The sequence below is a fragment of the Coxiella-like endosymbiont genome, assembly GCF_002871095.1.
In the GTDB taxonomy this organism is placed as follows: domain Bacteria; phylum Pseudomonadota; class Gammaproteobacteria; order Coxiellales; family Coxiellaceae; genus Coxiella.
Map to the genome: position 1 here is coordinate 1 of NZ_NSHJ01000080.1, position 17,601 is coordinate 17,601.

The following is a 17,601-nucleotide window of genomic DNA, read 5'->3' on the forward strand; positions in this document are numbered from 1 at the left end:
GAATACACTCATAAGCTAACGTTATTATATTATTCAGAGTTGATTAAATATCGTTGTCAAATTATAAATAGGTTTCATATTCTAGTGAGTTAAAATTTAATTACTATTTTTAATTACTATTATTAAAATTTTAATAAAACAAATTATGGAAATTAATTTGCATCGTAATTCTTTTATCTCAATGTCATGAATTTTAACAACGCATATCTTATAACTGCCCTCTCATCGAAGAGAATGGAGATAGCAAAATCTGATTATTACTTAACAGTCTGTGAATTACCAAAAATCCCATATTTGTTTTATGGAGAATTAAAGTTTATGTAGATTTTATGAGGTGTAACTCGCTAAAAATACATTCATGATCCTTTAAAATACTCTGATTGTATTTGTAAATCTCAAACCTTATCAAGAATCTCAGGAATACAATTAATATTTTAGGCTTGTAATAGTTGTTTTGATTTATTACTAGACCAACTTTTGTTATCTAATTTTAACGTCAAAGTGTATGATATTTTTTAAAAAAAGTTAATTTTCTAGTTATTGCATTACTTATTGAAATATTCTGAAAATTAAACACTATGTTTGTAACTCTACCTATCGTTTTTGAAGCAACTATTTTAAGCATGGTACCTAAATCAGGAAGAGCACTAAATTATCAATGTTTGATGCGTATAAAACGTTACCCAGTAAAAGTAATATAAACACTATTATTTAACTAATTTTACTGGTATTATTAATACTTATCATTTTTTAGCTATAATTCAATATTAAAAAAATGAATAATGATTTAATATAGTGATAAATCCCGAGAGAGATCTGTATAAGTTGTATGATTTTTTAAAAATTATTTTAAAAAATTGAAGTTTTAAAAAAACACTTAATCAATATAATAAATGAGCTACTAAATCAAAGGTATAATTCGTTTTTTTAACTCCTTTTTAAAAATAATTAATTTACAATTGATACAAATTGATACTATCAATTCTCATAATTTATTAATTGTTATGAAAAATAACTTACATCAATAATGATCATTCTATTAATTGACTCAAAAACCTTTAATTCTTATACGCTTACAAAGATTAAAGCTGATTAGAAAGAAGCTTTTTAAAAAAAATTATAAAAAAATTAAAAAATCAATAACATTTTTTATAAGATATCGGTATGACTCATTATAACTTTTTTTCCATGGATGCTAAATTTTACAATTAACAAATACTAAACAATACTAAACGGTAAAAAAATTTAAAAAAATCAAATCTATTCAAAGATGAAGATAGAAAGAGAAAAAAAGGAATATATTTTACTTTTTGATTAGCAATTACATGATCCGCTTAATAATAATTTACAATATTTTCAAGAAACACTTAACTGGATACGTTTCTCTTACATCAACACTTTTTGATGTAGTAGTAATTTAAAATTAGATTTTCAAATCAAAAAATTGTCTAAAAAACATTAGAAAAATATTACTCTTGAGAGAGTAAACAAAGTGCAATAAAACTTAAATGATTTTACCAATTTTTATCACAAAAAACAATCAAAAAAAATCAAAAAAAGAGACTTGAAAACAATAACTAGCTATGGCATTAAACTTTACAAACATTCTCCTTTTCAGCAATCGAATAAAAAAAATTAAAAGCTCAAGAACTCTTTTCTGAACTTGAGTAATCATTGTTGTCAATTTAAATTTTTTATGGTGTTTATTGGTGCTACTGTCATAAATTTTAAAATTTATTATTGTTTAAAAGTTTATTAAACTATATCATAATCATCATAATGTTGTAACTCTCTATAAGTTAATCGTTAACAACCAGCCGTTAATTTAACCCTCAACAAATTGTTAAAAAACTTCAATCTCCAATTTAAATATATTCACTAAGAAGAAAGATACCTTAATTAAAAATTAATAGGTTAAAAAATAATTTATTAAGCTTAATGATTACTCTTATCCAATAACTTATTTCAATAACTTATTTAATGAGACCTTATTTAATAAGCATCCGTTGTCGTTCTACTTCGTACAAAAAAATTCCACACGCCACAGAAACATTTAAACTTTTTATGCTACCCCGCAGAGGAATTTGTGCTAAAAAATCACAATATTCTTTTGTTAAATGACGTATTCCTTTGTCCTCACTACCCAAAACGATAGCTATATTTCCACTTAAATCAATATCTTGAAGATTCAAAGCTGCATCGACTGCAGTCCCAATGATCCAAATTCCTTGTTCTTGAAGCCAACGAATAGTACGTGCTAAATTCACTACACGAATAAAAGGAAGTTTTTCAACCGCACCACATGCTACTTTACGAACAACAGGTGTTATTCCAACCGCCCAATGCTTAGGTACGATTACAGCCTGGGCACCAAACGCTTCAGCACTTCGAAAACAAGCACCTAAATTATGTGGATCTGTTACTCCGTCGAGAATTAATAATAATGTAGAAGTTTCACAATTTTTTATTACAGTTTGCAATGCATTTACATAAAGACTTTTAAAATTTCTACATTGAGCAATGATTCCTTGATGTTTTTTACCAAAAATTTTTAGTTCCTTGTGAGAACTATATTGAATAATTACACCTGCTTTTTCTGCTATTTTGATAAGGGGTTCTAAACGTTGATCGTCCCGATTTTGTTGCACATGCAAATTAATAATAGTGTGAGGCGCTCTTTCTAAAAGAGCTTGTACAGAATGGATTCCATACACTATTTTTATATTATTCATATTATCATATTGATTATTCATATTGTAATCAATTATTCTTGCAGAATTTTTAAACTTCGTTAAGATATACTGAATTTAAATCTAAAAATTTATATTTAAAAATCGAAGGACCGTAAGTCTCATGAGGTTTTTTTTATTTCGTTCTAGTATTACAATTTTTATTAGTGTTTTGCTTATTCTGTTTTCAGGATGCGTTTCTCAAACAAAAGATGGTCCTCCACGATATTATGTGGACGTTAGTAAAATTCCTAATGCAAAACCTCAACCTCTTTCACTTAGCAAATACGGCAATCCATCCTCTTATGTGGTTCATGGAAAACGTTACCAAGTTTTAAAAACTATACATGGATATGTACAACGTGGTATTGCCTCATGGTATGGGACCAAATTTCACGGACAATTAACTTCAACACGAGAGCCTTACAATATGCTGGCAATGACTGGAGCCAGTCCTGTTTTACCTATTCCTTGTTTCGTACAAGTTACTAATTTAAGTAACGGTCGTTCTGTCATTGTTAAAATCAACGACCGAGGTCCCTTTGCTTCACATCGTATTATTGATTTATCCTATGCAGCAGCTAAAAAATTAGGTTATGCCAACAAAGGGACTGCATTTGTAGAAGTTAAAGCGATAGATGTCTATCACCACACTTCTACTCAATCAATAATACTGAAAAAATCCTCTACCTCTATATTACATTCCCTTCATTCCTCTCATTTATTTTTACAATTAGGAGCTTTTCGGAAAGCCACAGATGCTGAAATCTTAAAAAGAGAATTAAGCGCCTATATAATAAAACCTATTCTTATTTTAAAAAAAATTTATAATCAATTACCTATTTATCAAGTCCAAATTGGACCCATAACGAATATTAGTGAGTCCAATTATCTTCATAAAAAACTTAAAAAATTTGGCTTTAGAGAACCTATAACTATCATCAGCGATGAATAAGCAATAATCACTATGACTAATACAATTACCTGGAAAACTATTCTCAACAAAACAAAACAAAAACCTTATTTTCAAGCTATTTTAGAGTTTATCAAAAAAGAACGTAAAGCGGGGAAAACTATTTACCCTCCTCAAAAAGATATTTTTAATGCATTCAAATTAACACCTTACGAGATAATTAAAGTAGTTATTTTAGGACAAGATCCGTATCACGGACCTAATCAAGCCCACGGGCTGGCCTTCTCTGTACGTCCCAGTGTTGCCACCTTTCCACCCTCTCTCCAAAATATCTTTAAAGAATTACATGAGGATTTAAACGTTTCTATCCCTTCTCAAGGAACTTTAGAAAAATGGGCTAAACAAGGGGTATTATTGTTAAATACAGCTCTAACCGTTGAAGCAGGTAAACCCCAATCTCATGCTTCTATTGGATGGCATCGTTTTACTGATCATGTGATTGCTAGTTTAAACGATCATCCTCAAGGAATCGTATTTCTTTTATGGGGGGCTTATGCACAACAAAAATCTAGTTTGATCACTAATATTCGACACCAAGTCTTAAAAGCCTCCCATCCCTCACCATTTTCGGCGAACCGAGGTTTTTTCGGATGTCAACATTTTTCTAAAGCCAATAAATTATTAGGTGAAATGGGCCGTGAAAAAATCGACTGGAGACTATAATAAGCTAAATAACCTAATAATCAACTATAAATACAAATTTATACATAGTAACCTAATAAAAATCCAAGCTCTAAGACTTCTATTATCTACACGATATGCTTCTAGTCTATTGTCTGAGATAAAATTGAGATAACCAAAAACTCCTTACTTAATTTGACATTTTCTGGGATGCCCGATAAAGTTTTAAGCCACATGCCGAGGTGGTGAAATTGGTAGACACACAAGTTTCAGGTATTTGTGGGGGCAACTCCGTAGAGGTTCAAATCCTCTCCTCGGTAAAACTCATAAGGTAGAAAAATGCTTAAAATTTTACAGTATCCAAATCCAGCCTTAAAAACCGTAGCAAAACGAGTGGAAACCTTTGACGATGAATTACAAAAAATCATCGATGAGATGTTTTTAACTCATTACAACACTCAAAATTGTGCAGCCCTAGCTGCTACTCAACTAGATTTAAAAAACCCAAAACACATCACTGTTATTGATTTTTCTCTAGAAAAAAATCAACCTCTATGTCTAGTGAATGCAGAAATTATTGAGCGCGTAGGAAAATACGCAGAAGAAGAAGGGTGTATGTCAGTTGGTGGAGGTACCTTTGAAAAAGTCACTCGCGCTGCTAAAATTAAAGTACGTGCGCAAGATCGTTATGGAAAATTACTAGAATTAGAAGCCGATGGATTTATGGCAAAATGCATTCAACATGAATTAGATCATTTAAACGGTATCATCTTTCTAAACTATTTGTCATCATTAAAACGAACCCGAATCGATAAACGATTAAAAAAGTTGCGAAAACATTATAAATCACTCAAAAATATCCACTCCTAGTGAAAACAGATATTAAAATAGCTCCGCTTATTCAAATTCACGTTACTTGGAGAGATTATCTTAAATTATGTAAGCCAGGTATCGTTTTATTAATAATATTAACAGCCCTAGTGGGAATGTGTTTGTCTAGTCCCGGTATCGTATCCTGGCGTATTTTGTTATTTGGTAATTTAGGAATCGCCCTTGCTGCCTCTTCTTCCGCTGCGTTGAATCAAATTTTAGAGCAGCATCTAGATAAATTAATGCATCGAACTAGCTGTCGTCCTATCGTACAAGGCAGAATTAGTCGGCAAAATGCAATTATTTTTGCAATCATTTTAAGTGTTTTCTCTATGGCAATTTTGATCAGTTTCGTTAATTTATTTACAGCACTTTTAACTTTTGCCACACTTATTAGCTATGCGGGTATTTACACACTTTATTTAAAAAATCTCACTTCACAGAATATTGTTATCGGAGGATTAGCAGGTGCTACCCCTCCTTTATTAGGAGGGGTAGCGGTCACAGGGCACATCAATCTATCTAGTGTGATCCTTTTTCTAATTATTTTTATTTGGACTCCTCCACATTTTTGGGCACTTGCCATTCACCGTATAGATGATTATGCCAAAGCAAATATTCCTATGTTACCTAACACTCACGGTATTCCTTATACCAAATTAAACATTTTATTTTATACCCTGCTGCTTGCCGTCATTAGCTCAGGACCTTTCCTGATGGGAATATCAGGATGGATCTATTTTTCTAGTGTTTGTTTTTTAAATTTAGGTTTTATTTATTGGGCGATTCGTTTATTTGTGAGTAATGATTCCACAATATCGATTCGAGTTTTTCGATACAGTATTTTATACTTGATGCTTTTATTTACAACTCTACTTATCGATCATTATTTTAATTGATTAATAAATTAATTTTTATAAAAGCAATTCTGTCCTCCTCTTAATCTCTCCGTATACTATACGGAAGAAGAAAAGTTAAGGGTTACTCTTTCCACGTAAAAAAGGGGGGAAAATACGGACTTCTTTTGATTGAAAAATTTTTTTACGTACAATAGTGTGCTTTCGTTCTGGACCTGTAGAAATCATACTAACAGGAACCTCTAATAACGCTTCAATACGTGCAATATAATTACGGGCTTCTATAGGCATTTGATTATAATTAGTAAGTCCATAAGTGGAAGTTTGCCATCCAGGCATTTCTTCATAAATGGGCTCGCAAGTTTCTAACAAAAATTGATCAAAAGGAAACTCATGGAGTAATTCTCCATTACAGAGATAACCTGTACACAAACGAATAGTTTCAAACTGATCTAATACGTCTAATTTAGTTAACACAATGGCTGTCAAACTGTTTACTTGAATGGATCGGCGCATACTAATTACATCAAACCAACCACAACGCCGAGGACGCCCCGTCACTGAGCCAAATTCTTTTCCTCCCTTTGCCATTTTTACCCCATTTTCATCCTTTAATTCTGTTGGAAAAGGTCCGGAACCAACGCGAGTCACATAAGCTTTTGTAATTCCTAATACCTGATCAAAATAAAGAGGGCCAAAACCACTACCCGTAGCAGCTGCTCCTACTGTGGTATTTGAAGAAGTAACATACGGATAAGTTCCAAGATCTACATCTAACAAGTAACCTTGTGCACCTTCAAAAATAATATTTTTTTTCTCTCGATGTAATGTAAATAATAACACAGTTACATCTCCAATCATTGGTCTTATTTTATCTCTTATTTCCATTAATTGCTCATAAATCTCTACACAATCAATAGGTTTTTGTGAATAATATTCCAACTGGAAATTATGATACGTAGTAGCTTTTTTGATCTTTTCTAACAAGATATCAGGATGTAACAAATCCATTGCTCGAATTCCTCTTCGAGCCACCTTATCTTCATAAGCGGGGCCAATACCTTTACCAGTGGTACCGATAGCTTTATTTCCTAACACAGTTTCACGTGCTTTATCGAGTGCAATATGGTAAGGCAACAATAAATTACAAGCGGCACTAATTCTAAGTCGATCTCTTACTGGAATCCCTTTCACTTCTAGTTCTTGGATTTCTTCCATTAATGCCTCGGGGGATAAAACCACTCCATTTCCGATTAAACAAAGAACATCTTTTTGTAAAATTCCCGAGGGTATTAAACGTAAAACTATTTTTTTACCATCGATCATCAAAGTATGTCCTGCATTATGACCACCCTGAAAACGAACCACTGCCGCAACCTTATCTGTGAGCATATCGACAATCTTACCTTTACCTTCATCCCCCCATTGGGTTCCTAGAATTACTATATTCATCAACTCACTCTCTGTTCACTCTTCATACTCTTAAATACCTGTTGGTATTTTTTCTTACGCTGTATTTTTAAACTTAAATAAAGATATCTTTTTAATTTATTCTTTTTAAATCTTAGCATCCATATGGTATATAAAAAAGAAATATTGATATACTCTATTCTCTAAAAAATCTCTAAAAAAATATGTTTACCACCCACCTCCATTCATAATGATCAATAAAATAACGGCTAGACTACTTGAATTATTTCTCTTGAATGTAAAGATGGCCTTTTTCCAGTAAAAAGATTCGATCCATTTTTGCGGATAAGAGACGGTTATGCGTTACGATGATAAAACTTGTATTGAGAGAACGATTTAGTTGTAAAGTTAAATCAGCCACCTGATCAGCAGTTTTTTCATCTAAATTTCCTGTGGGTTCATCGGCGAGTACACAACGAGGTTCTGTTACTAAAGCTCGTGCGATAGCAATACGTTGTTTTTCTCCTCCCGATAATTTTCCAACTTGATATTTTTGTCGATGAATTAATCCAATTTTTTCAACGTAAGCGATGGCTTTTTCTTTTGCGAGCTTAGGTTTCATGCCTCGAACAAGCAAGGGAATACAAACATTTTCCAACACATTAAATTCCGTCAATAAATAATGGAATTGGTAAATAAATCCTAAATATCGATTACGTAATAACCCTTTTTTTCGCTCTGTAAGACGATTAATATTTTTACCTCCTACCCATATTTTCCCTGTTGTTGGTTTATCTAAACCAGCTAATAATTGTAAAAAAGTAGATTTTCCTACTCCTGAAGCACCTAAAATCGCTACACTCTCCCCTGGTGCAACAGAAAAATTAACCTTATCTAAAATAGACACCTGTAATGTCTCTTCGAAATAAGTCTTACTCAATTTCTCACAACGAATGACTGATGTTTCTTTATTCATATCGTAAGGCTTCCGCTGGTTCTGTTCGAAAAGCAATAAGAGCTGGATAAATAGTTGCAATCAGACTTAATAAGAAGGCAATAACAGAAATGTTGAAAACGTCCAACCATTGCAATCGAGAAGGAAGAAAATTAACAAAAAAGACTGAACTTTTAAGAAACTCAACATGAAAAAGATTTTGCACAAAATTAACAATAGCCGTTGCGTTCCATGCTAAAATAACTCCTACGATTACGCCAATTAACGTACCAATTAAACCAATTATGGCTCCTTGGATAACAAAAATTGACATAATAGTACGAGGACTCGCTCCTAACGTTCGTAAAATAGCAATATCAGCTCGTTTGTCATTGACCACCATCACCAGTGTTGAAACTAAATTAAATACGGCTACCCCAACGATTAATAATAAAATGACAAACATGATCGTTTTTTCCATACCAATAGCATTAAAAAATGAACCAAACTGCTCCGTCCAATTTGTTACTATAAATCCATTTGGTAGAGTATTTTGCAATTCCCGAGAGACAACTCCCGCTTGATAGATATCTTTTATTTTCACATGTAATCCGCTTATCCCTTGAGGGAATAGTTTCATACCATCAATCATATTAATGTAAGCAATTCCCGTATCAAAATCAAAACCACTTTTTGCACTAAAAATCCCACTAACAGTAAAACGGCGAAATTGAGGAAATACCCCAAGCAATGTTCTTGTAGCTTGAGGAGTAAATAAGCTAACTTTATTTCCGAGAGATAAACCTAATTGGTTTGCTAATTTTTGACCTAAAATAATATTATAATTTCCTGCAACTAGACTGTTTAAATGCCCTTGCACCATTTTTTGATCAAGCTTTGAGACTTCTATTTCTTGCGAATATAAGATTCCTAAAACATTTACTGCACTAACTAGTCCTTTATTACTCAACATGCCCATGCCCGTGACAAAAGGAGCTGAAGCAATAATATTCGCGTTAGTATTAATCGTCTTTTGTAAAGACACCCAAGTCTCAGAAATATCTTGAGCTGACAAGATCGTAACTTCAGGTGCGATTGTAAAAAACTGAGTTCGAATCTCATAATCAAATCCGTTCATTACAGATAAAACTACAATCAATACAGCAACGCCTAAAGCAATTCCCAGTATAGAGGTAAGAGAGATGAACGAGATAAAATGATTACGAGGCTTAGCACATGTGTAACGTAAGCCAACATAAAAAGCAAAAGGCTTTATAATCATCAGTATAACTATACTAAAAAAATAGCTATCAGGATAGATGATAGCCTTGATACTTATCAAGCACAGAGTACAATATGGATTTATAAAATTACGAATTATGAAATATTGAAATAATTATTTATCTAAATTAGTAAGTTACTAAATAATAGGGAATTTCATAATGGAACCCTAATGAAACAGAAATTGCATACTGGTCACACTGCAGTATTATGGAAAACCATCAAAAAATTAAATAGCTATCAAATTCCAATAAAATCTCTAAAAACTAAGAGGTATTCTTTAATTCAACCATTAACTTTATTAGATAAACAAAAAATCATTAGTACTTTAGGAAAAACATCAATTCTCCTTGACTCATTGGAACAAGTAGATTCTACTAATAATTTTTTAAAAACAGTATCTCATCCAAATAAGCTGGGAATCTGTATTGCAGAGATGCAAACAAAAGGTAAAGGCCGATTTTACCGACCTTGGTATTCTCCCTTTGGGCAAAATATTTATTTATCATTAAGATATTCTTTTAATAAAGATATTAGTGAGCTAGCCGGTTTAAGCTTAGTATGCGGGCTTGCGGTATGTCGTACTATTGAAACAATTTCTCATTTATCATTACCCATTTTCATTAAATGGCCAAATGATATTATATGTGATAATAAGAAACTAGCTGGTATTTTAATTGAAATTCAAGTAGAAACCAATAGATTCTGTTCTGTTATTATTGGTATTGGCCTTAATGTTAATATGCAAAACGATGCTAACCATAAAATCAATCAGAATTGGACATCCTTAATAAATTTAACTAAAACTTATTACGATAGAAATAAGCTTTGCACGGCATTAATTAATGATCTATTACATTATATAAAAACTTTTGAAAAACAAGGCCTTAGCTTCTTTCAAAATCCCTGGCAAAAAAAAGATTATCTTTTTAATAAATTTTTAAGGCTTCAATCAAGCCAAAAAGAATTCCAAGGTATTGGAGCTGGAATTAATGAGCAAGGAAAGTTAATTCTTAAATTAACTGATGGATTTAAAAAAGCATTTTCTTCCGGTAACACTACTTTAATAAATATCCCCCCCTAATGATATTCAATTTTTCCCCAGATTTATCTAACTCATTATATATATTAATGAGACAACAATAAACTTCTTTTTTTAAAAAAATTTAATAGTGGTTGAAGAGAAAGGTGATTTTGTGGATTCTCTCCGTAACGAATAATACCTATAAAAGGTGCTTTTATCCACGTTTTTAACGTTTGAATATTTTCATGAATTACCATTGTTTGCGATTCTATACAATTTGCCACCCACCCTATAAGCGGAATTTTCATTTGATTTATTGCATTTACAGTCAAAATAGTATGATTTAAACAACCTAATTTAATTCCAACCACCAAGACAACAGGAATATTTAATAATTTTACAAGATCAGCCATTGATTCTTGATTATTCAACGGCACAAACCATCCTCCTACTCCCTCAATAATACACACATCGCTGGAAATTAAAAGTGATTTATTTATTTTTTCTAGTAATACGCTAGTTGTTAAAGTAACATTCTTCAATTGCGATGCAATATGTGGGGCAATCGGCGCTTCAAAAGCTACTGGATTAATGTATTCATAAGGTTTTTTTACTGAAGAGGCCTCTTGTAAAGCAAGAGCATCTTCATTACGAAGTACACCATTAATATTCTGACAGCCGGAAGCAATAGGCTTTATACCAAAGGTAGAAAATCCTCTAGTTGTGAATGTTCGTAGTAAGGCTGTACTTATATAAGTTTTTCCAACGTTCGTATCCGTTCCAGTAACAAAAAATTTTATAACCATATTTAATCTTTTCTACAAACAAAAAATCCAATCCGATAAGTTAACTTGACTATTGCTTCATCCATAAATTTTAGAATTGGCTTAAGTGATAAATCTGATTTTTTCCTTAGCAGTAGACAATTTGCTCCGATATATTTGATCGAACGAACTGCTTCCTGTGAAGTTTTAAATTCATCGATAAAAACTTTTTCTTGATAAGAAAGAATCGAAAAACCGCTTACCTTCAAAAAATTTGTCAGAATCTCTAATGAATAAAATTGATTCCGAGACCTTTCTCCTAATTCATTAAAGGTCCCTTGTAAAGGAATCGAAAAAGCCATGATACCCGAGGAAATCAATTGATAAGAAAATGTTTTAAACGTATTCATTAAATCTAATGACCATTGCAACCCCATGTTACAAAAAGCTAACTGCAGTGAATTTTTAAAAAACAAAAAATCATCAAAATCACCTAAAATAAATATAATGTTAGAATTTCTAATTTTTTTTTGAGCTTCATACAAAAGACTATTACAGAAGTCAATTGCATACATACTTTTAAATGAAAAGACCGAACTAATTTCTTGTGTGCTAACTCCCGTTCCACAAGCAAAATCAGCAATCACTTTATAATGAAGTTGTATTTTCTTTAACTGTATCAATAGTTCTTTACAAATTTTTGCCGATATATAACTATATGCATCATAGGTTTTAAATGCTTTATTAAAAGAACGTTGTATACGTATTTTTTTTTCATTAAACATAATTCATAAACTTTAATAGCCGAGTATAAAAATAATTTTCATGTGTTAAAAAAGCTAAATGCCCAGCTTCAGGAATGAGATGAATTATAGCGCTAGGATTTAAATCATACAGCTCTTGAGATTGTAATTTAATAATAACATCTTGCTCTCCTAAAAGATAAAAGAGCGGTATTTTAATGCTTTTGTAAGCCTCTCTGAGATCAGATTTGAATAAAATTTTTAAATACTTAAATAAAAAATTTTGATATTTTTCAAAGTTTAGGGAATTTTTATTGAGTAAGTCTTTATAATAAAGTATCTTATTTGGATAGTTGACTATAGAGAGAAAATATTTGAATAAACTATTAAAATTTTTCTCTGCTAAATTAATAAATTTATTGGCTTCTACTAAAGAAATCCCTGACCATCCTTTTGTTTGAATAAAACAAGGAGAAGTTGAAAATAAAATTAGTTTTTTTACTTTTTTTGGAAATTGAGCAGCTAATAAGATTGCAATTAACCCACCTAGAGACCATCCTATTAACGTAATATTATTCGGTAACAAACAGGATAAATTGTAACTAACTTTCTCCAAGGTCAATTTTTCAAGATTAGGTAAATCAATTAAAAAAGACCCTTTTAAATACAAACTGCTCTCTCTTAAAAGAGCAGACTTAAATCCCCATCCTCCAATAAATGCCATTGAAGATTGAACTAACATAGAAAAAAACCAAGATGATAAAAAAGTTGAATAATTTGCTCCTCAGTATGTAAGCAATTTAAAGAAATTCGAATTCTTGCAGTACCTTTAGGCACAGTCGGAGGACGAATACAGGAAATGAAAAAGCCTTTTTCTAACATTTTCTTTTGAATCCATTGAATTTTTTCATTGTCTCCAACAAGCAAACATTTAATAGGTGTTTCATCCTTAGATATTAACTTAAGACCTCTATTTTCTGCTTGTTGTATAAAAAAATGAATTAGTTCATTGAGTCGTTCTCGCCGCCAATATTCCATTTGCACAATTTCTAACGATTTTAAAGCAGCCATACAAAGAGCGGGTGGTAAAGCAGTAGTAGTACGATAACTTTTAGAAAATTGTAAAATACTTTCTAGAAGATCTTTTCTACCCGAAACAATAGCACCCGAACTACCAAATGCTTTTCCTAAAGGAGTTATAAGGCAGGGAATTTCTAATTGAGTCAATCCCCACTTTTCGCAACTTCCTCCTCCATTTTTCCCTAAAACTCCAATACCATGAGCATCATCTAGAACAAATAAAATATTTTTTCCATTAATACACTGATTCATAGCCTGTAAAGGTGAAAAATCACCTTCCATACTAAAAATACCTTCTGTAATTAGAATATTAGGTTTTTTTAAATGTAATAGATAATTGAAATGTTTTAAATCATTATGTCTAAAACGAGAATACTGAGCCTTTGATAATTGAATAGCATCCAGTAAAGAAGCGTGACAAAACTTATCTGAAAGGATAACATCCTTACGCGCTGCTAAAGAAGTAATAACTCCTAAATTTGCCATATACCCTGAATTAAATAAAATTGCTTGATCTCGAACTAAAAACTCAGCAAATTTTTCTTCTAATTTTTCTTGAGGTTTATAATACCCTGATACCATTGCTGAAGAAGTGCTTCCAGTTCCATAGAGTTGAATTGCTTCAATAAAAGTTTCTTTTACTGCTGGATGATTGGCCAAACCTAAATAATCATTATTACAAAAATTAATACAATACTGATTATTAACTTTGATCACATTATTGTGTGCTCGTTCTGTAATAACAAAACGGTTTCTTACAAGTGAATTTGCTATATATCGATCTAGTTTGTTTTTCAATTTAGCAACTAGCATAAGCAGAGCACAAGCTACACTTGTGCTTGAAAAGGAATCTTAACACCTAATCGATTTAGTAAATGAAAATCACGATCTTGTCCTGGATTTTTTGCTGTTAATAATTTATCCCCAGAAAAAATTGAATTTGCTCCAGCCATAAAGCACCAAGCTTGTAATTCATCAGTCATTGCTTCACGTCCCGCAGATAATCGAATTATTGATTTAGGAAATATAAGTCGAGCTACAGCAATGGTTTTTATAAATTCGAAGGAATCTAACGGTTCTGCCTTTTCTAAAGGTGTACCTTTCATAGGAATGAGCTGATTAAATGGAATACTTCTTGGGGGCTCGGGCAGTTGATTAAGTTGTAATAATAATTCAATTCGATCTTCTCGTGATTCCCCCATTCCCAAAATACCACCACAACAAATATTAATCCCCGCCTCTCTTACATTGTTTAAAGTATCGATTCGATCTTGATAAGTCCGAGTAGTAATAATTTTTTGATAAAAATTAGAAGAAGTATCTAAATTATGGTTATAAAAATCCAAGCCGGCTTCTTTTAAAGAATGGGCTTGATCTTTATCAAGCATTCCCAACGTTACGCAGGTCTCTAAGCCTAATGCTTTAACTTCTTTAATCATTTCAAGGACCTTTGGCAGCTCTTTTTTTGGTGGGCTACGCCAAGCTGCACCCATGCAAAACCGTTGAGCACCATTTTTTTTAGCTAATTTAGCTTGTTCAATAACCGAATTAATATCAATTAATTTTTCTCGCTTAAGGTCAGTTTTATAATGACCACTTTGAGTACAATAAGCACAATCTTCCGGACAAGTTCCAGTTTTTATACTTGATAAAGTGCAAAATTCCATTTCTTTGATATCAAAATTCGCTCGATGCACACTGTAAGCTTTAAAAAGCAGTTCAAAAAATGGCAACTCAAATAAATGAGAGATAGACTCTTTACTCCAAGCTTCTTTTTGCATATAAACAACCTTTTTTATTGTTGAAGATAAAAAGTTTATAATAGTCTTTCAAATTAGTCAACTAACCCAAAATAATGAATGAGTTAAAAATATGGAATCTCTTCAATTACTAGATCTTAAACATATCTGGCATCCTTGTTCACAAATGAAAGATTACGAAGCATTTAAGCCATTAGTGATTAAAAGCGCTTCGGGTAGTCACATTGAGCTTCAAAATGGTAAAAAATTAATTGACGCTATTTCTAGTTGGTGGTGTAAATCATTGGGGCACAACCATCCATCGTTAAAAACAGCTTTAATACAACAACTAGAAAAATTTGAACATGTTATTTTAGCAAATACAACTAATGAAGTTATCGTCAAACTCTCTCAGCAATTAGCTACACTGATACCCTTCCTAAGTAAAGTGTTTTATACAGGAGATGGCTCTTGTGCTGTTGAAGTGGCAATGAAAATGAGCCTACACTCAAGGACTATTACTGGCAATCAAAAACGCACAAAGTTTATTACTTTAAAAAATAGTTATCATGGAGAAACTGCAGGTGCTCTTAGTGTGAGTGATCTTGGGCTCTATCGATCTCCCTATACAGCCATGTTATTTGAACCTTTTCTGATTACTGAGATTCCTTACGTGTCTAATATTACCGTTGATGAATGGAATGATTGCACCCAGCAATGGAACGTGATTGAACATTTACTTGAACCCTATGTGGAAAGCACTACAGCTGTTATCGTTGAACCCATTGTTCAGGGAGCAGCTGGCATGAAAATTTATAGCCAAGATTTTTTAGCCCGACTCTCTAAATGGACTAAAACACATAATATTCATTTAATTGCAGACGAAATAATGACGGGTATAGGACGAACTGGAAAGATGTTAGCCTGCGAACACGCTCAAATTATCCCCGACTTTGTCTGTCTGTCAAAAGGTCTTACTTCAGGTTGGTTGCCTTTCAGTGCAGTTTTAACGCATGAGGAAATGTATAACTATTTTTACGACGATTATCAAACTGGAAAAGCTTTTCTCCACTCCCATACTTATTCAGGAAACGCATTAGGAGCTAGCGTTGCCCTCGCTACCTTACGAACTATTTATAAAGAAAATCTATGTGAAAAAGCCGCTTCTCTTAGTGAAATTTTACATAAAAATATGAATATTGTTTCTGAAAAAACAGGTCAATTAATGAATATCCGAAACATTGGCGCCATAGTAGCAGCCGATTTACGTTATCATCCTGCTTGTCCTCAACTGGGGTATGAGATCTATAAAGAAGCCATAAAATTAGGTGCCTTACTACGTCCTCTAGGAAATACTATTTATTGGTTGCCACCACTCAATATTGAGTACTCCGTAATTGAAGAATTAAAAGACATTACTATCGATGCCATAAAGCAGGTCTGTGCACGTATTGATATTTAACTATTTTTTTAAAAGTTTTTTCTTAAAATAATTTAAAAAAATGCCAGTCAACATTTACACAAAGTGTTTAAAACATATTGTAAAGACAGCCATCTACCCTCACCTAAATTTTTTAGAGGTAACAAGAATTACACTTTTATACTTATTGTTCATACTGAATAAGTGAGTTATAACTCACTTTGCTTAAAGCCAATTGAGTAACGATTCAAAACTTAGATAGCTGATTTATTACTGTGAATTAGGAACATGGCTTGTTCTAATTGTGCTGAATGATGCTTATATCTATATCCTATATCTATATTATAGGATATAGACATAGTGATACTTGTATCTATACTATTATTAGTGATGAATTTATGATAGTGATGAATTCATGTACACCTACCCCTATTGTTGTATTAAGAATAGATCGCATTAAACAAGTTTTTTTCTATAAATATAATAATTTAACATAAGTGATTAAGCGGAGTATGAAAGGTCTCATATCGTTGTGCGATAAAATCACCTTCTCAATATACCGGAAATATGAGGATCTCTTTTTGCATATGATTTTATCTAAATTTAATAATTCCAGTATATCTTCATAAAAAAATAATATCCCATTTATAGCAATAATAATTTATAAGAATTTTACTTATCTTTTAACAATACTTCAATTATATTGAAGCCTCTTTAATTGTTATTTTGTAAACACTAGCCTCTTTTTAGTAAAGAGGTCGTGAAGTAGTAGTTTGTATGGCGAATCAATTGATCAAATTAGCGAATAAAATCTCAAAAATAAAATTGATGACGGACTCAAAACCATCTAAATAAATCGATATTTTTCTCAGCTAAACGATAAAAAATTTCTGGTTAATAAATTTTAAATACTTTTTTATACTTAAATATATTTATTTTTATACTGAATATGGGCACGAAAATAATAAGTGCTAAATGTAATATTGTGTTAAGACAAAAATTATCAATTATTATAAGTTACAATTTAAAACTTTAAAAAACGTAATTTTCGTTGAATATTTTAGTAATGAATAATTTTTTATATTTTAACTTTCCGTGTTAAAAACATTTAACAATCAGTATATTAAAAATAATCTATCGAAAATAATTTTCTAGG

At 31.6% G+C, this 17,601-nt stretch carries 15 protein-coding genes and 1 tRNA gene; 7 read left to right on the top strand and 9 right to left on the bottom strand.

All coding sequences use genetic code 11. The features are described from left to right. Positions 1-1,988: 1,988 nt before the first annotated feature. Positions 1,989-2,753 (bottom strand): 23S rRNA (guanosine(2251)-2'-O)-methyltransferase RlmB, encoded by a 765-nt coding sequence (rlmB, locus tag CLERM_RS00775; RefSeq protein WP_201797241.1) that lies wholly within the window; start codon positions 2,751-2,753, stop codon positions 1,989-1,991. Positions 2,754-2,853: 100 nt separating this feature from the next. Between rlmB and CLERM_RS00780 the strand changes: the two genes are divergently transcribed. The 5 genes from CLERM_RS00780 to cyoE all read left to right on the top strand — a co-directional run bounded on the left by CLERM_RS00780 (position 2,854) and on the right by cyoE (position 6,092). Further along, complete coding sequence (locus CLERM_RS00780; RefSeq protein ID WP_102156709.1) at positions 2,854-3,684, top strand: septal ring lytic transglycosylase RlpA family protein; 831 nt, start codon at positions 2,854-2,856, stop codon at positions 3,682-3,684. 3 nt (positions 3,685-3,687) lie between these two features. Continuing rightward, positions 3,688-4,365 (top strand): uracil-DNA glycosylase, encoded by a 678-nt coding sequence (gene ung / locus CLERM_RS00785; RefSeq protein WP_102156710.1) that lies wholly within the window; start codon positions 3,688-3,690, stop codon positions 4,363-4,365. A gap of 194 nt (positions 4,366-4,559) precedes the next feature. Next, a tRNA-Leu gene (locus tag CLERM_RS00790) sits at positions 4,560-4,643 on the top strand. Positions 4,644-4,662: 19 nt separating this feature from the next. Continuing rightward, positions 4,663-5,193 carry a peptide deformylase gene (def, locus tag CLERM_RS00795; RefSeq protein WP_102156711.1) on the top strand — a complete coding sequence of 177 codons (531 nt, stop codon included), beginning with the start codon at positions 4,663-4,665 and terminating at the stop codon, positions 5,191-5,193. Further along, complete coding sequence (cyoE, locus tag CLERM_RS00800; RefSeq protein WP_102156712.1) at positions 5,193-6,092, top strand: heme o synthase; 900 nt, start codon at positions 5,193-5,195, stop codon at positions 6,090-6,092. The genes def and cyoE overlap by 1 nt, the downstream gene beginning before the upstream one ends. Positions 6,093-6,167: 75 nt before the next feature. On the opposite strand, the gene CLERM_RS00805 is transcribed toward cyoE, so the two are convergent. The 3 genes from CLERM_RS00805 to CLERM_RS00815 form a co-directional block, all read right to left on the bottom strand. Continuing rightward, positions 6,168-7,502, bottom strand: a complete 1,335-nt coding sequence (locus tag CLERM_RS00805; RefSeq protein ID WP_102156713.1) for an adenylosuccinate synthase — start codon at positions 7,500-7,502, stop codon at positions 6,168-6,170. A 241-nt stretch (positions 7,503-7,743) separates the two neighbouring features. Beyond that, a complete protein-coding gene (locus CLERM_RS00810) occupies positions 7,744-8,436 on the bottom strand; it encodes an ABC transporter ATP-binding protein (RefSeq protein WP_102156714.1) in 693 nt (230 codons plus the stop codon). Continuing rightward, complete coding sequence (locus CLERM_RS00815; RefSeq protein WP_102156721.1) at positions 8,429-9,673, bottom strand: lipoprotein-releasing ABC transporter permease subunit; 1,245 nt, start codon at positions 9,671-9,673, stop codon at positions 8,429-8,431. Before CLERM_RS00815 ends, CLERM_RS00810 begins: the two co-directional genes overlap by 8 nt. A gap of 174 nt (positions 9,674-9,847) precedes the next feature. On the opposite strand from CLERM_RS00815, the gene CLERM_RS00820 reads away from it, so the two are divergent. Beyond that, positions 9,848-10,759: a biotin--[acetyl-CoA-carboxylase] ligase gene (locus CLERM_RS00820; RefSeq protein WP_236905133.1), complete on the top strand. Its 912-nt coding sequence runs from the start codon at positions 9,848-9,850 to the stop codon at positions 10,757-10,759. A gap of 44 nt (positions 10,760-10,803) precedes the next feature. On the opposite strand, the gene bioD is transcribed toward CLERM_RS00820, so the two are convergent. Genes bioD through bioB form a run of 5 tightly spaced genes read right to left on the bottom strand, consistent with a single transcriptional unit; the run spans position 10,804 to position 15,067 of the window. Further along, positions 10,804-11,505, bottom strand: coding sequence for a dethiobiotin synthase (gene bioD, locus CLERM_RS00825; RefSeq protein ID WP_236905134.1), 702 nt, complete (start codon positions 11,503-11,505; stop codon positions 10,804-10,806). Between the two features lie 2 nt (positions 11,506-11,507). After that, the gene (locus tag CLERM_RS00830; RefSeq protein ID WP_102156715.1) at positions 11,508-12,248 is read right to left on the bottom strand and encodes a methyltransferase domain-containing protein; all 741 of its coding nucleotides are present in this window, start codon (positions 12,246-12,248) and stop codon (positions 11,508-11,510) included. Beyond that, on the bottom strand, positions 12,241-12,948 hold the full coding sequence (locus tag CLERM_RS00835; RefSeq protein WP_102156716.1) for an alpha/beta fold hydrolase: 708 nt from the start codon (positions 12,946-12,948) through the stop codon (positions 12,241-12,243). Before CLERM_RS00835 ends, CLERM_RS00830 begins: the two co-directional genes overlap by 8 nt. Continuing rightward, positions 12,942-14,099 carry an aminotransferase class I/II-fold pyridoxal phosphate-dependent enzyme gene (locus CLERM_RS00840; protein WP_102156717.1) on the bottom strand — a complete coding sequence of 386 codons (1,158 nt, stop codon included), beginning with the start codon at positions 14,097-14,099 and terminating at the stop codon, positions 12,942-12,944. The genes CLERM_RS00835 and CLERM_RS00840 overlap by 7 nt, the downstream gene beginning before the upstream one ends. 14 nt (positions 14,100-14,113) lie before the next feature. Then, positions 14,114-15,067 (bottom strand): biotin synthase BioB, encoded by a 954-nt coding sequence (gene bioB, locus CLERM_RS00845; protein ID WP_102156718.1) that lies wholly within the window; start codon positions 15,065-15,067, stop codon positions 14,114-14,116. Between the two features lie 91 nt (positions 15,068-15,158). Here bioB and bioA point away from each other — a divergent pair, with 91 nt between their 5' ends. Further along, complete coding sequence (gene bioA / locus CLERM_RS00850) at positions 15,159-16,487, top strand: adenosylmethionine--8-amino-7-oxononanoate transaminase (protein WP_102156719.1); 1,329 nt, start codon at positions 15,159-15,161, stop codon at positions 16,485-16,487. Positions 16,488-17,601 lie beyond the last annotated feature (1,114 nt).

Bases quoted from the DNA above. Each gene is read 5' to 3' on its own strand.
- rlmB (WP_201797241.1), bottom strand. From the start codon at position 2,753: ATGAATAATCAATATGATAATATGAATAATATAAAAATAGTGTATGGA.
- CLERM_RS00780 (WP_102156709.1), top strand. From the start codon at position 2,854: ATGAGGTTTTTTTTATTTCGTTCTAGTATTACAATTTTTATTAGTGTT.
- def (WP_102156711.1), top strand. From the start codon at position 4,663: ATGCTTAAAATTTTACAGTATCCAAATCCAGCCTTAAAAACCGTAGCA.
- CLERM_RS00805 (WP_102156713.1), bottom strand. From the start codon at position 7,502: ATGAATATAGTAATTCTAGGAACCCAATGGGGGGATGAAGGTAAAGGT.
- CLERM_RS00810 (WP_102156714.1), bottom strand. From the start codon at position 8,436: ATGAATAAAGAAACATCAGTCATTCGTTGTGAGAAATTGAGTAAGACT.
- CLERM_RS00820 (WP_236905133.1), top strand. From the start codon at position 9,848: ATGAAACAGAAATTGCATACTGGTCACACTGCAGTATTATGGAAAACC.
- bioD (WP_236905134.1), bottom strand. From the start codon at position 11,505: ATGGTTATAAAATTTTTTGTTACTGGAACGGATACGAACGTTGGAAAA.
- CLERM_RS00830 (WP_102156715.1), bottom strand. From the start codon at position 12,248: ATGTTTAATGAAAAAAAAATACGTATACAACGTTCTTTTAATAAAGCA.
- CLERM_RS00835 (WP_102156716.1), bottom strand. From the start codon at position 12,948: ATGTTAGTTCAATCTTCAATGGCATTTATTGGAGGATGGGGATTTAAG.
- CLERM_RS00840 (WP_102156717.1), bottom strand. From the start codon at position 14,099: ATGCTAGTTGCTAAATTGAAAAACAAACTAGATCGATATATAGCAAAT.
- bioB (WP_102156718.1), bottom strand. From the start codon at position 15,067: ATGCAAAAAGAAGCTTGGAGTAAAGAGTCTATCTCTCATTTATTTGAG.
- bioA (WP_102156719.1), top strand. From the start codon at position 15,159: ATGGAATCTCTTCAATTACTAGATCTTAAACATATCTGGCATCCTTGT.